This is a genomic window from Geobacillus stearothermophilus ATCC 12980 (assembly GCF_030369615.1).
Taxonomy (GTDB): Bacteria; Bacillota; Bacilli; order Bacillales; family Anoxybacillaceae; genus Geobacillus; species Geobacillus stearothermophilus.
In genome coordinates, this window is the sequence record NZ_CP128494.1 from 585,238 (window position 1) to 597,674 (window position 12,437).

Below are 12,437 nucleotides of genomic sequence, written 5' to 3' on the forward strand. Positions count from 1 at the left end.
CGGTGATCAGACGAGCGATTCACACTCATTTGCCGTATATGTTATTGTCGTTAGGTGTGTACATTGTATGTTTTGCTTTTGGAGCAGTGATTTTTTCACAAAAGCTTACGATTCATCCGACTTCCATGGCGTTTTGGACCACTTTAGGCCACAACTTGATGGTTGGAGCCATTTTGATGGTTGGCGGATGGCTGACGCTAGGAATGGCCAATACCCTTTATCTCGGTTACAACGCAGCAATGCTAGGCGTGATCGTGAGAGGAGTCGCCACAGGATATGGCATGCAGCCGTTGATGACCGGTGTCTTTCCTCACGCGATTCCTGAAATCATCGGCCATATCTTGTTTTGTACATTAGGGTACGAGACATGGCGGTTTCTTCAAATCGTCAAAAAAAGAGCAAGAGGAGAAGAAGAAACGCTCTATATACGGGATATCCTCTTTTTACTAGTGCTGGCGGTCGCGCTGCTCATCATCTCAGCATGGTTGGAATCAACGGTGTCTCATGTATAAAAATAGACGGGTCTAAAAAGCAGGAGGCTCTTCACCACAACATGTACTTGACAAGCAATACAGCTTCCTGCACAAAGATTTGAAAAAATCACGGATTTGTTGATTTTCCCTTACAAGCGTAAATAGAGTTCAGAAAAAATCAAGTACAACTTTTGGTGAAGAGCCAAGCAGGAAAAGGGGAAGAAATAGATGGAACCGTTATTTTCATTGCAAAACTTGACGTATCGCTATGATGGGGGAGCCACGATTTTTCAGCAGTTCTCATTTTCCATTTTTTCAGGGGAGACCGTGCTTCTCACCGGCCCCAATGGAGTGGGGAAAACGACTCTTTTGCATATTATTTCGGGATTGCTCGATAAAGGAGAGCTGCATTATCAAGCCTTTTATAAAGGCAATCCGATTCAGCTTCCCGACATGCGCGCTCATTTGTCTTATGTGACATCCGAGACTGTCATGTTTTCAAAATTGACGGGTTATGAAAATATCGAATGTTTCCGGCTTTTATGGAAGCTGGATCAACAGTACGTCCGCAAAGCGAACGAATTATGCAGTCTGCTTGGAATGGAGGAGATGCTCCCGCTCCCGGTGGATCAGTATTCATTAGGAACAAAACAAAAACTGCATATTGCGATTGCTTTAGCCCGCCCGGTCAAATTGTATTTGATGGATGAACCGTTCAATTCCCTTGATAGGCTAAGTCGCGATCGGTTGGCGGAGTGGATTCAAGGCGACCGTCAACATGCTTATCTCATTGCTTCTCACGTTCATCAAGAGCGCTTCCCTGGCTCCCGCATAATCTCGCTTACACGTCCAAACAATGAAGACAAAATAGAAAAATGACGGCGGGATCTTCAGGAAAAATTCAGTTTTCATACGTGTGATCAAGGATTTTTCCGTTGCACTTTCCACTCTCCTATGTTCTAATTAGGAATAGTGAACATCAAGAAGACGGAGGGCTGGAAGTGAACGGGGAAGAGATCATCCGCTTCGAGCGAGTGACGAAGGAATACGACGGAACGGTCGTATTGGATGACGTCAGTTTTGCGATGGAGCGCGGGAAGTTTTATACGCTGCTTGGCCCGTCAGGGTGCGGGAAGACGACGATTTTGCGGCTGATTGCCGGGTTTATCGAACCGACGGAAGGAACGATTTATTTCCACGGGAAGCCGATTCAAAACGTCCCGCCGAACAAGCGGCAAGTCAACACTGTTTTTCAAGACTATGCATTGTTCCCTCATCTCGATGTGTTTGAAAACGTTGCGTTTGGTTTGCGCGTGAAAAAGATGAAAGAAACCGACATTCGCGAGAAAGTGAGGGAATCGCTTCGGTTTGTCAACTTAGACGGCTATGAGCGCCGCCGCATTCAAGAAATGTCCGGCGGTCAGCGCCAGCGCGTCGCGATTGCGCGGGCGATTGTGAATGAGCCAGAAGTTTTGCTCTTGGATGAGCCGCTATCGGCCTTGGATTTGAAGCTGCGCACGGAAATGCAGTACGAACTTCGTGAATTGCAGCGCCGCTTAGGGATTACGTTCATTTTTGTCACGCATGATCAAGAAGAAGCGTTGGCGATGTCCGATTACATTTTTGTTCTAAATAAAGGAAAAATTCAGCAGTTTGGGACGCCGAAAGACATTTACGACGAGCCTGTCAATCGATTCGTCGCCGATTTCATTGGCGAATCGAACATTTTGTCAGGGCGCATGATCGATGATTTCCTCGTCGAATTTGCCGGCAAACAGTTTGCGTGTGTTGACCGCGGCTTCGCGCCAAACGAACCGGTCGATGTCGTCATCCGCCCGGAAGATTTGGAGCTCGCGGCGCCGGAAGACGGGCAGATCGTCATCCGCGTCGATTCGCTCTTATTCCGCGGTGTCCATTATGAAATTTGCGGCTATGACGAAAACGGCAACGAATGGCTTGTTCATTCGACGAAAAAGGCCGAAGTCGGGGAAACGGTCGGCCTTCGTTTTGAACCGGAAGCGATTCACGTCATGCGACTCGAAAAGGAGGATGAGGACGCATGACGGAACGGGCGTGGCGGAACTGGTATTTAATCCCTTATGGCATTTGGCTTGTGCTGTTTGTCGTGGCCCCGATTGTCTTTTTGGTGTATGAATCGTTTTTGGATCTTGACGGCCATTGGACGTTGTCCAACTACAAATCCGTGTGGACGCCCATTTATTTGAAAATGATGGCGTATTCGTTTTGGTATGCGTTTTTAATCACGCTTGTGTCGCTGCTCATCGGCTATCCGACCGCCTATTGGCTGACGAAGACGCGGCACAAGCAGCTATGGCTGTTGTTGCTTATTTTGCCGATGTGGGTGAATTTGCTGCTGAAGGTGTATGCGTTTTTAGGGCTGTTCGGCACGTACGGGCTGACCAACGCTTTGTTGAAAGCGCTGGGCGTTGGGCCGCGGCAGCTGTTGTTCACCGATTTCAGTTTTGTCTTTGTGTCGGTGTACATTTTTATTCCGTTTATGGTGCTGCCGATTTTCAACGCGCTGGAGGAGCTGCCGCCATCGCTTGTCGATGCCGCCCGCGATTTGGGCGCTTCGGCTTGGACGACGTTCCGCCGCGTCGTCTTCCCGCTCACGCTTGGCGGGGTGAAGGCCGGCTGCCAGGCGGTGTTTATCCCGGCGTTGTCGCTGTTTATGATTACGCGCCTCATTGCGGGCAACCGCGTCATTACGCTCGGCACGGCCATTGAGCAGCATTTTCTTGTCACCCAAAACTGGGGGATGGGGGCGACGATCGCGGTTGTGTTAATGATCGCGATGGCGGTCATCGTCGTCCTGACAGGAAGCGGAAGAAAAGAGGGAAGCCGATGAAACGGACGCATTGGTGGGGACGTGTGTACCTGTTAGCCGTGTTTGCTGTGATGTATACGCCGATTGTGTATTTGATGTATTATTCGTTCAACAGCGGCGGGACGATGCACGATTTTCAATCGTTCACGTTTAAATGGTACCGCGACGTGCTGTCCGACGACCGCTTGCTCATCATCGTTTTGAATACAATCGTCATTGCGCTGTTGTCGGCGGCGGTTGCGACGATACTTGGGGTCATCGGGGCGCTCGCCGTTTACTATGTCAAGCGGCAACGGACGAAAAACGCTCTTCTCGCCCTCAACAACGTGCTGATCGTCAGCCCCGATGTCATCATCGGCGCTTCGTTTTTGCTGCTGTTTACAATCGCTGGCATCAAGCTCGGCTTTACGTCCGTGCTGTTGTCTCACATTGCTTTTAGCGTGCCGATTGTCGTGTTAATGGTGCTGCCGAAACTCGAGGAAATGAGCCCGACGCTGATTGATGCGGCTAGAGATTTAGGAGCCAGTCATTGGCAAGTGCTGTCCGGTGTGGTGCTGCCGTTTTTGGCTCCGAGCATATGGGCGGGCTTTTTCATGGCGCTTACGTATTCGCTCGATGACTTTGCCGTGACCTTTTTTGTCACGGGAAATGGGTTCTCGACGCTGTCCGTGGAAATTTATTCGCGGGCGCGCCAAGGCATTTCCTTGTCAATCAACGCATTGTCGACGCTTCTGTTTTTATTTACCATGCTGCTCGTCATCGGCTATTACGTGCTCAGCCGAAAAGGCGGCCGCTTGTACGGGATAGGGGGGCGAAAGTAGGTGAGACGGCTTGTCCAAGGATTTGCGGCTGTGTTCATCGCCGCGTTCGTCCTGATGTTTGTCACTCATCGGCTGAACGAAGCGGAAGGGTACGGCGGAGGCAAAACGGTGACGGTCTACAACTGGGGCGATTACATTGACCCCGCGCTCATTCGCGAATTTGAAAAAGAGACAGGGTGGAAAGTGATTTACCAAACGTTTGATTCCAATGAGGCGATGATGGCGAAAATCGCCCAAGGCGGGGCAACGTTTGACGTCGCCGTTCCATCCGATTACGCCATCAGCAAAATGATCGAAGAAAAGCTGCTTCTGCCGCTTGATCACCGAAAGCTTCCCAATTTGCAATATATCGAGCCGCGGTTTCTCAACTTGCCGTTTGATCCGCACAACCGGTATTCCGTGCCGTATTTTTGGGGGACGGTCGGCATCGTCTACAACCGCGAAATGCTTGGCGGCAAGACCATCACAAGCTGGAACGACTTATGGGATCCGAACTTGCGCAATCAAATTTTGCTTGTCGACGGAGCGCGCGAAGTAATGGGCATGGCGTTAAACAGCCTCGGCTATTCCCTCAATGACACGAACAAAGCCCATTTGCAAGAAGCAAAGCGGAAACTCGATCGACTCATGCCGAATGTGAAGGCGATTGTCGGCGATGAGATCAAGCTGCTTCTCGCGAATGAAGAAGCGGCCATCGGCGTCGTCTGGTCGGGTGATGCGGCGGAAATCATCGCCGAAAACGACAAGCTCGACTATGTCGTGCCGAAAGAAGGATCCAACCTATGGTTTGACAACATGGTCATTCCGAAAACAGCGAAAAACATCGAAGGAGCGCACGCGTTTATCAATTTTATGCTCGACCCGAAACACGCGGCGCAAAACGCCGAGTATGTCGGCTATTCGACGCCGAACAAAAAGGCGCTTCGCTATTTGCCAAAAGACATCGCGGGCGATCGCCGCTTCTACCCCGATTTGGATTCAGCAGGGCATCTCGAAGTGTACGAAAACTTAGGAAAACACATGCTCGCCTACTACAACGAACTGTTTTTGCAGTTTAAGATGCAGCAAAAGTAACCATATATACGACAAAAAGTCTGTCCAGCGCGACACCATATTTCCAGCATAATAATCGTGAGGTAAATAGTTTTATACTAAATACAAAAAAGCGGATGGAGGCTTGCCTCATCCGCTTATCGATAATTCACAAACTGCACCTCAATCGGCAAATCCGCTTCGCGAATGGCGGCGATCACCTTTTGCAAGTCGTCTTTGCTTTTGCCGCTGACGCGAATTTGGTCATCTTGCACTTGGCTTTTCACTTTCAAGCCGGTGTTCTTGATGATCGTGGTGATTTTTTTCGCGTTTTCTTTGTCGATCCCTTGGACGAGCTTGGCGCGCTGGCGCACTGTGCCGCCTGATGCCGGCTCGATTTTGCCGTATTGGATGTTTTTCGTCGCCACCCCGCGCTTAATGAGCTTGCCGATGAGCACATCTTTCAGCTGCTCAAGCTTAAACTCGTCGTCGGAGATGAGAACGAGCTCGTCTTTCTCGAGCGAAATATCGCTTTTGCTTCCTTTGAAGTCGTAGCGCGTTTTGATTTCTTTCATGGCGATGTTAATCGCGTTCGCCACTTCCGACAAATCGACTTTGGATACGATATCGAACGAACTTTCTTTTGACATACGTGACCTCCCGGGCGTGTGATGTACTTTCATTATAGAAAAAGGTGGGAGGAAAGACAACAATGATCAAAGGGGCAAGAAGGTTAGTTTCGTCCTTTAGCCGGAAGAGGCCGGCATGTAGCGCTATGTTGAAAGCGGGGACTTGATGCAGGGGAAACAATGTGAAAAAGGCGGTGTTTTCGGCCGCCTTTTTGTCATTTTGCTCACAAATGATCCGTCTTCTTCGAATATGCGAACTTCCCGGCTTCGCGGTTTTTTTCGCGCATCATGTTTTTCTCATGGCGCTTCGCTTGGTTGTCGCGCGCTTTTTTGTCATTGTCGCTCGTGTTTGGCATCGGTAGCCCTCCCTTGTTTCGATCGTCCATCATTAGTATGCGGCAAATGGAAATGAACTATATGGAAATAGGGGAAGGTAGTTTGTGGAAAGATAAATGGAGAATTTTTCTTAACAAATTTTCTCGGATGGCCGGATGCGGTCCAAAACGTACTACTACTACAACCTTCTTGATCAACTTCGGTAATGAGGACAGGCGCCTGTGTTGTGCAGGCGCCCGTGTTTCGTCCGGCGGGAAAGGCGTCAGATCTCAATATATTTGTTCAGAAAAAAGAGGGCAATCGTCCCCGGTCCGGCGTGTGCGCCGATGACGCTGCCGATGTCGGAGAGGAAAAAGCGCGTGCAGCCGTGCGTTTCTTCGATCATTTGTTTCAGCTCCAAGGCGGTTTCTTCGTCATCGGCATGGCTGATGCCGATCGTTTGCTTTTGCAGGTCATCGCCGCGCTCTCCCATCAACTCGACCATGCGTTTCAACACTTTTTTCCGCCCGCGCAGTTTTTCAAGCGGAATAAGCGCCCCGTCCTCGACGTGGAGAAGCGGCTTGATGTTGAGCAAGCCCCCAAAGGCCGCGGCGGTTTTGCTGATGCGTCCGCCGCGCGCCAAGTAATCCAAGTTGTCAACGGTGAAAATGTGTTCCATATGGCGGCAATACGCCTCGATCGTTTCACAAAGCAAGTTGTACGGTGTGTTTTGTTTCGCCAGCTCGACTGCCTTCATGACGGCGAGCCCTTGGCCAAGAGAGGCGCATTTCGAGTCGATGATTGTCAGGCGAAATTCCGGATATTCATCAAGCAGCTCGCTGCGCACGGCCATCGCCGTTTGGTATGTACCGGATAATTTCGATGAAAAGGCGATGTAAAGGCATGGCCGGTTTTCTTTGGCGTATGGCAAAAACAGTTCCTTCATCGCCAGCGGGCTTGGCTGCGCGGTTCTCACGACATCTCCGCCGCGCATGGCGTCATATACTTGCTTCGGCTCGATCGTGATGCCGTCTTCGTAATCTTGGCCGTTCCAATGAACGACAAGCGGCAAAAAGGCGATTTGATGCTCGCGAATGTACGATTGAGGCAAATCCGCGCCGCTGTCGGTGATGATTTGAATGGACATCTTTCGTCCTCCTCTTTTCTCCTTTCGTGTTCCCCACGGCTCTATCAGATGAATGAACCGTTTCCGCAGGTGAACGGCGATTCATGTTTCTATGTTCAGTGTAGCGGTTTTCAGCTCAGAATACAACGGAAAATCGGGGACGAGAGAAAAAAACAGCTGCGGGAAGCCCGCAGCTGTTATTGAGTGAGCTCATCAAGCTCAGCTTGAAATTGACGCAACTGCGCTTTTTCTGCCGTGTTGGAATGCGCGTACACGGATGACAAGGCGTTTTTGGCGATGGCAACAGCGCGCTCGACGCTCATGTCGATCTCGCCGCTTTTGGCTTGTTTCGCCTGTGCGACTGCTTTGCGCGCCTCTTGAAACAGACGGTTGCCCATCGTTATGCCCCTCCAAGCGACGTTTCCACCGCTTTTTCCGCTTTGCGTGCTTCCGCCTCGGCGTACGTCAGGTGATAAGGGATTCGCTTGTCATGCCGTTCAACCGCATCGACGCCTTGCTGGACGAAACGCTTCGATTTGTTTCGTTTGCCCATGACCGATTCCCCCTTTAAAAAGTTGAAGACGCGCGTTGCGTCACGTATAGTGTAACCGCCGCCAGGGAACAGTAGTAAGGAAATTCGTTACAAACCGCCGTTCGTCGCTCTGAAAGCGGAAATCTGCTTGACACGACAGGAAAAAATCAATGCAAAAGCGGAAAGAAGTGGTTGGGAGGCGCGAGAAGCCTCCCGTAGCAAGGGGGGCGGCAGGGCTACAGGCCTAGAAGATCTTGTAAATACAAGCCGATACCGTCTTCTTCGTTGCTTTTCGTCACATCGTCAGCGACCGTTTTCAATGACTCGATAGCGTTGCCCATGGCGACGCCCAGCCCGGCCCAATCGATCATTTCGAGGTCGTTGTCTTCATCGCCAAAAGCAATGACGCGCTCCCTTGGGATGCCGAAATAGTCGGCGACTTGTTTTAAGCCTGCAGCCTTATGGACGCCATGGCGGATGATTTCAATGACATGCCACGGTTCGCTCCAGCGCCGTTGGTGGATGACGTTGGCGTACACATTCGCTAAGTGTGATTGAATCCGCTCGATATGATCATCGTCCGTGTACACGAGCACGCTCGTCGGATCTTTGCCGAGCGAGCGGCGCAAATCACCGATTTCCACGGTCGGGTTGCCAAGGCGGACGATGTCAAGCAAGACGTCGTCGTGTTGATGAAAATAAACATTGTCTAACACTTCGGCCATCATATTCTTGATTCCATAGGATTCGCTGATTTCAACAATGTCTTTGACGATCGCAAGCGGCAGCGGGTAATGGTGCATGCCCCACGACGGCTGGCGCGGATGGTGGACAAACGCGCCGTTGAAATTGACGATCGGCGTTGCAAGGCCAAGTTCTTCGTAGTACATGGAGCTTGCCCGGTACGGGCGGCCGGTGGCGATGACAACAAAATGGCCGACGTTGATGGCGCGGCGGATGACGTCTTTGGTAAATGGGGAAATCGTTTTATCCTCTTTGAGCAACGTTCCATCCAAATCCAACGCGATTAAATACGGCTTCATGTCCGACTCCTTTGCCCTCGTTATTCTTTACACTACATAGTGTAACTCTTTTCCAAAATCGCTGTCCATATGGTAAACTATATAGCGATGGAAAAAGAAAAGGGGTTTGTGCAACCATGGTGATCATTGAACAGGAACAGTTGGCCGGCGTGCCGGTTCTTCACGTTGTCAAGTCGGAAAAGCGGGACGAACGGCTGCCGCTGATTTTCTTTATCCACGGCTTTACGAGCGCCAAAGAACATAATTTGCATTTCGGCTACTTGCTCGCCGAGGCGGGCTACCGCGCTGTGCTTCCCGACGCGCTGTTTCACGGTGAACGGGACGAAGGCTTGAGCGAACGGAAATTGCAGCTGTCGTTTTGGGACATTGTTGTGCGCACGATCACCGAAATCGAGGAGATGAAAAACGACCTTGTAAGCCGCGGATTGGCGGATCCCGAACGGATTGGGCTCGCTGGGACATCGATGGGCGGAATCGTCACGTTCGGCGCGCTCGCCGTCTATCCGTGGGTGAGGGCGGCGGTGGCGCTCATGGGCTGCCCGAACTACAGCGCCTTTTTTGATGAGATGATTGAAGAAGGAAAGCGGCGCCAAATCGACATTCCGCTGCCGCCGACGCTGCTTGCGCTCGAAAAAGAAAAGCTCGCCCGCTACGATTTATCCAAGCAGCCGGAAAAACTCGCCGGGCGGCCGCTGTTCATCTGGCACGGGAAAGCCGACCAAGTCGTCCCGTATGCTTATACATATGAGTTTTACAAGCAAATTAAACCACTTTATGAAGGAAACGAAGACCGGCTGCAATTCATCGCCGACCCGCACGCCGGCCATAAAGTGACGCGTGAAGCGTTTTTGGAGACGGTGCGCTGGTTTCGCAAGCATGTGTAAGCAAAATCGGCAATGAGGAAACGAACATGTTTGTGGTCAGCTAAAGCGTGCTTCACAAGAGGAAATCCGCCTTTTAAACAAAAAAGGCGGATTTTTCGTTTGAAAACATTTTTTATTCAAATGAATATTTGAATATAAGGGGGAGATATGCTATTCTATATTCAAATGAATATTTGAATATTGGCAAGGAGCGAGAAGGAATGCACCGTCATGATGTGTGCGACGTTTACTGTTATGACGACGAGAAGGTCGAGCGGGTTCAGCGGCGGCTTCGCGATGAACCAATTGCCGAGATTGTCCCTTTTTTTAAGGCGCTTGCCGATGAAAACCGGGCGAAGATCGTGTATGCGCTTTGCGGTGAAGAGGAGTTGTGCGTCTGTGACCTAGCGAACGTCATTGGTGCGACGGTGGCGACGGCATCACATCATTTGCGCATTTTGTATAAGCAAGGAATTGTGAAATATCGAAAAGAGGGGAAACTCGCCTTTTACTCGCTGGATGACGACCATATTCGCGAGCTGCTGCTTGTCGCGCTCGCCCATCGGAAAGAGGGGGATGGCCGTGGGGAATGAACAAACATTAGATCGGCTCGAGGCCAAAACATACCGCGTGCAAGGACTGACGTGCACAAACTGCGCAGCTAAGTTTGAACAAAACGTGAAATCCTTGCCCGGCGTGAAAGAGGCGAAAGTGAATTTCGGCGCCGCCAAGCTCACCGTTTGGGGCGAGGCGACGATTGATGAACTTGAGCAGGCAGGAGCGTTTGAACAGTTGACCATTCGTGAAGAACGAGAGCGCACCGTCCGGCCGGAACCGTTTTGGAGGAAGAAAGAGAACAGGAACGTCCTTGTCTCTGCTGTATTGCTTCTGATTGGCATTGCGGCCGATGCGGCGGACAAGGGGATGCTGGCGATTGCGATGTATTTGGCGGCGATCGTGATCGGAGGCTACTCCCTGTTCTGGACGGGGCTCCGGAATCTGTCCCGCTGGCAGTTTGATATGAAAACATTAATGACGATCGCCATTCTCGGTGCAACGGCGATCGGGGAATGGCAGGAAGGGGCGGTTGTTGTCATTTTGTTCGCCATCAGTGAAGCGCTTGAGCGCTATTCGATGGAGAACGCGCGGCGGTCGATCGCATCATTGATGGAGATGGCACCTGCGGAGGCGACCATCCGGCGCGGCACGGAGGAAATGACCGTTCCGGTCGAAGACGTTCGCGTCGGGGATGTCATGATCGTCAAACCAGGGGGAAAAATCGCTTTGGACGGCATTGTCATAAGCGGCGCCTCCACAGTGAATGAAGCGGCGATCACCGGTGAAAGTCTGCCGGTGGAAAAAGCAGTGGGGGATGCAGTGTTTGCCGGGACGCTGAATGGAGAAGGATTCCTCGAAGTTGAAGTAACAAAGCGGGCGGATGAGACGACATTGGCGAAAATGATTGATCTTGTGGAAGAGGCGCAAGCGGAGCGGGCGCCGTCGCAAGCGTTCGTCGACCGGTTTGCTCGCTATTATACGCCGTTTATTATCGTGACCGCGCTTCTGATCGCCATCGTTCCGCCGCTCGTGATGGGCGGGGAGTGGCTTGATTGGATTTACCGCGGTCTTGCCGTTCTTGTCATCGGCTGCCCGTGCGCGCTCGTCATCTCCACCCCGGTGGCGATTGTCACCGCCATCGGAAACGCGGCTCGGCGCGGCGTGCTCATCAAAGGCGGCGTGCATCTCGAACAAATCGGCCGGCTGCGTGCCGTTGCCTTTGATAAAACCGGGACGTTGACGAAAGGGAAACCAGCCGTGACCGATGTCGTCGTGTATGAAGGAACACGTGAGCAGCTGTTGGCCATCGCCGCCGCCATCGAAAAACGGTCGCAGCACCCTTTGGCTTCTGCCATCGTCCGCAAAGCGGAAGAAGAGGGAGCACCGTTTCTTGATGTGGCCGTCGAAGAGTTTCAATCGCTCACCGGCCAAGGAGTGAAGGCGGTGATTGCGGGGAACACGTACTATATCGGCAGCCCCGCTTTGTTTACCAGTTGGATCGGGAAGTTGCCCGATGAAGCGGAAAAGCAAATCTCTGCCTTTCGGGACGAAGGAAAAACCGTGATGGCCGTCGGCACGGCCGATCGGCTGTTGGGGCTTGTCGCCGCGGCCGATCAACTGCGGCCGTCCGCCCCGGAAACGGTTGCCGCGCTGCGGCGCCTTGGGGTGGCGGAAGTGGTGATGGTGACGGGCGATCACGAGCAAACCGCACAGGCCATCGGCCGTCAAGCGGGCGTATCCGATATTCGCGCCGAGCTCCTTCCGGAACAGAAGCTGGCGGCGATCCGCGAGCTGAAAGAACGTTGCGGCATGACCGCCATGGTCGGCGACGGGGTGAATGACGCCCCTGCCTTGGCCGCGGCCGATATTGGTGTGGCGATGGGCGGGGCGGGGACGGATGCCGCCTTGGAAACAGCCGATGTTGTGCTCATGGCCGACGATTTGCGCCAGCTGCCGTACACCGTCCACCTTGGGCGCCGAACGCTTGCCGTCATCCGGCAAAACATCGCCGTCGCCTTAGGGCTTAAAGTGCTGGCACTCGTGGCCGCCGTCCCGGGCTGGCTCACCCTTTGGCTCGCGGTGTTCGCCGATATGGGCGCGACGCTGCTAGTGACACTCAACAGCATGCGCCTATTGCGGGTGAAGGAATGAGACGGGGCTGCGGGCAGCGAGATACATCGTCCAACTTAGAAGAAGT

At 52.2% G+C, this 12,437-nt stretch carries 15 protein-coding genes; 9 read left to right on the forward strand and 6 right to left on the reverse strand.

Going from position 1 to position 12,437, the window contains the following annotated elements:
• Positions 1 to 2 precede the first annotated feature (2 nt).
• From QSJ10_RS03190 to QSJ10_RS03215, 6 genes are all read left to right on the forward strand, one after another.
• Positions 3 to 512 carry a stage II sporulation protein M gene (locus QSJ10_RS03190; RefSeq protein WP_011230224.1) on the forward strand — a complete coding sequence of 170 codons (510 nt, stop codon included), beginning with the start codon at positions 3 to 5 and terminating at the stop codon, positions 510 to 512.
• A 189-nt stretch (positions 513 to 701) separates the two neighbouring features.
• On the forward strand, positions 702 to 1,352 hold the full coding sequence (locus tag QSJ10_RS03195; protein WP_033013794.1) for an ABC transporter ATP-binding protein: 651 nt from the start codon (positions 702 to 704) through the stop codon (positions 1,350 to 1,352).
• A gap of 122 nt (positions 1,353 to 1,474) precedes the next feature.
• Positions 1,475 to 2,536: an ABC transporter ATP-binding protein gene (locus tag QSJ10_RS03200; protein ID WP_033013793.1), complete on the forward strand. Its 1,062-nt coding sequence runs from the start codon at positions 1,475 to 1,477 to the stop codon at positions 2,534 to 2,536.
• Positions 2,533 to 3,342 (forward strand): ABC transporter permease, encoded by an 810-nt coding sequence (locus tag QSJ10_RS03205; RefSeq protein WP_053532439.1) that lies wholly within the window; start codon positions 2,533 to 2,535, stop codon positions 3,340 to 3,342. The genes QSJ10_RS03200 and QSJ10_RS03205 overlap by 4 nt, the downstream gene beginning before the upstream one ends.
• On the forward strand, positions 3,339 to 4,142 hold the full coding sequence (locus tag QSJ10_RS03210) for an ABC transporter permease (RefSeq protein WP_033013791.1): 804 nt from the start codon (positions 3,339 to 3,341) through the stop codon (positions 4,140 to 4,142). Before QSJ10_RS03205 ends, QSJ10_RS03210 begins: the two co-directional genes overlap by 4 nt.
• Positions 4,143 to 5,216, forward strand: a complete 1,074-nt coding sequence (locus QSJ10_RS03215) for an ABC transporter substrate-binding protein (RefSeq protein WP_033013790.1) — start codon at positions 4,143 to 4,145, stop codon at positions 5,214 to 5,216.
• Between the two features lie 116 nt (positions 5,217 to 5,332).
• On the opposite strand, the gene QSJ10_RS03220 is transcribed toward QSJ10_RS03215, so the two are convergent.
• The 6 genes from QSJ10_RS03220 to QSJ10_RS03245 form a co-directional block, all read right to left on the reverse strand.
• On the reverse strand, positions 5,333 to 5,824 hold the full coding sequence (locus QSJ10_RS03220; RefSeq protein WP_033013789.1) for a YajQ family cyclic di-GMP-binding protein: 492 nt from the start codon (positions 5,822 to 5,824) through the stop codon (positions 5,333 to 5,335).
• 203 nt (positions 5,825 to 6,027) lie between these two features.
• Entirely contained in the window at positions 6,028 to 6,159 is a 132-nt protein-coding gene (locus tag QSJ10_RS03225) for a DUF3941 domain-containing protein (RefSeq protein WP_008879040.1), read from the reverse strand.
• A 242-nt stretch (positions 6,160 to 6,401) separates the two neighbouring features.
• Positions 6,402 to 7,265 carry a DegV family protein gene (locus tag QSJ10_RS03230; protein ID WP_053532438.1) on the reverse strand — a complete coding sequence of 288 codons (864 nt, stop codon included), beginning with the start codon at positions 7,263 to 7,265 and terminating at the stop codon, positions 6,402 to 6,404.
• Between the two features lie 176 nt (positions 7,266 to 7,441).
• Complete coding sequence (locus tag QSJ10_RS03235; RefSeq protein ID WP_053532437.1) at positions 7,442 to 7,642, reverse strand: DUF3813 domain-containing protein; 201 nt, start codon at positions 7,640 to 7,642, stop codon at positions 7,442 to 7,444.
• 2 nt (positions 7,643 to 7,644) lie between these two features.
• Positions 7,645 to 7,797 carry a hypothetical protein gene (locus tag QSJ10_RS03240; RefSeq protein ID WP_162839623.1) on the reverse strand — a complete coding sequence of 51 codons (153 nt, stop codon included), beginning with the start codon at positions 7,795 to 7,797 and terminating at the stop codon, positions 7,645 to 7,647.
• A 215-nt stretch (positions 7,798 to 8,012) separates the two neighbouring features.
• On the reverse strand, positions 8,013 to 8,819 hold the full coding sequence (locus QSJ10_RS03245) for a Cof-type HAD-IIB family hydrolase (protein WP_049624320.1): 807 nt from the start codon (positions 8,817 to 8,819) through the stop codon (positions 8,013 to 8,015).
• Positions 8,820 to 8,935: 116 nt separating this feature from the next.
• Between QSJ10_RS03245 and QSJ10_RS03250 the strand changes: the two genes are divergently transcribed.
• The 3 genes from QSJ10_RS03250 to QSJ10_RS03260 all read left to right on the forward strand — a co-directional run bounded on the left by QSJ10_RS03250 (position 8,936) and on the right by QSJ10_RS03260 (position 12,391).
• The gene (locus QSJ10_RS03250) at positions 8,936 to 9,703 is read left to right on the forward strand and encodes an alpha/beta fold hydrolase (RefSeq protein ID WP_053532436.1); all 768 of its coding nucleotides are present in this window, start codon (positions 8,936 to 8,938) and stop codon (positions 9,701 to 9,703) included.
• A 200-nt stretch (positions 9,704 to 9,903) separates the two neighbouring features.
• Positions 9,904 to 10,275 carry an ArsR/SmtB family transcription factor gene (locus QSJ10_RS03255; protein WP_033005425.1) on the forward strand — a complete coding sequence of 124 codons (372 nt, stop codon included), beginning with the start codon at positions 9,904 to 9,906 and terminating at the stop codon, positions 10,273 to 10,275.
• Complete coding sequence (locus tag QSJ10_RS03260; RefSeq protein WP_080986189.1) at positions 10,265 to 12,391, forward strand: heavy metal translocating P-type ATPase; 2,127 nt, start codon at positions 10,265 to 10,267, stop codon at positions 12,389 to 12,391. The genes QSJ10_RS03255 and QSJ10_RS03260 overlap by 11 nt, the downstream gene beginning before the upstream one ends.
• The last annotated feature ends 46 nt before the right edge of the window (positions 12,392 to 12,437 follow it).

Excerpts from the sequence above, each read along its gene's own strand:
- QSJ10_RS03205 (WP_053532439.1), top strand. The coding sequence starts at position 2,533 with ATGACGGAACGGGCGTGGCGGAACTGGTATTTAATCCCTTATGGCATT.
- QSJ10_RS03255 (WP_033005425.1), top strand. The coding sequence starts at position 9,904 with ATGCACCGTCATGATGTGTGCGACGTTTACTGTTATGACGACGAGAAG.
- QSJ10_RS03220 (WP_033013789.1), bottom strand. The coding sequence starts at position 5,824 with ATGTCAAAAGAAAGTTCGTTCGATATCGTATCCAAAGTCGATTTGTCG.
- QSJ10_RS03250 (WP_053532436.1), top strand. The coding sequence starts at position 8,936 with ATGGTGATCATTGAACAGGAACAGTTGGCCGGCGTGCCGGTTCTTCAC.
- QSJ10_RS03230 (WP_053532438.1), bottom strand. The coding sequence starts at position 7,265 with ATGTCCATTCAAATCATCACCGACAGCGGCGCGGATTTGCCTCAATCG.
- QSJ10_RS03210 (WP_033013791.1), top strand. The coding sequence starts at position 3,339 with ATGAAACGGACGCATTGGTGGGGACGTGTGTACCTGTTAGCCGTGTTT.
- QSJ10_RS03195 (WP_033013794.1), top strand. The coding sequence starts at position 702 with ATGGAACCGTTATTTTCATTGCAAAACTTGACGTATCGCTATGATGGG.
- QSJ10_RS03235 (WP_053532437.1), bottom strand. The coding sequence starts at position 7,642 with ATGGGCAACCGTCTGTTTCAAGAGGCGCGCAAAGCAGTCGCACAGGCG.
- QSJ10_RS03225 (WP_008879040.1), bottom strand. The coding sequence starts at position 6,159 with ATGCCAAACACGAGCGACAATGACAAAAAAGCGCGCGACAACCAAGCG.
- QSJ10_RS03240 (WP_162839623.1), bottom strand. The coding sequence starts at position 7,797 with ATGGGCAAACGAAACAAATCGAAGCGTTTCGTCCAGCAAGGCGTCGAT.
- QSJ10_RS03245 (WP_049624320.1), bottom strand. The coding sequence starts at position 8,819 with ATGAAGCCGTATTTAATCGCGTTGGATTTGGATGGAACGTTGCTCAAA.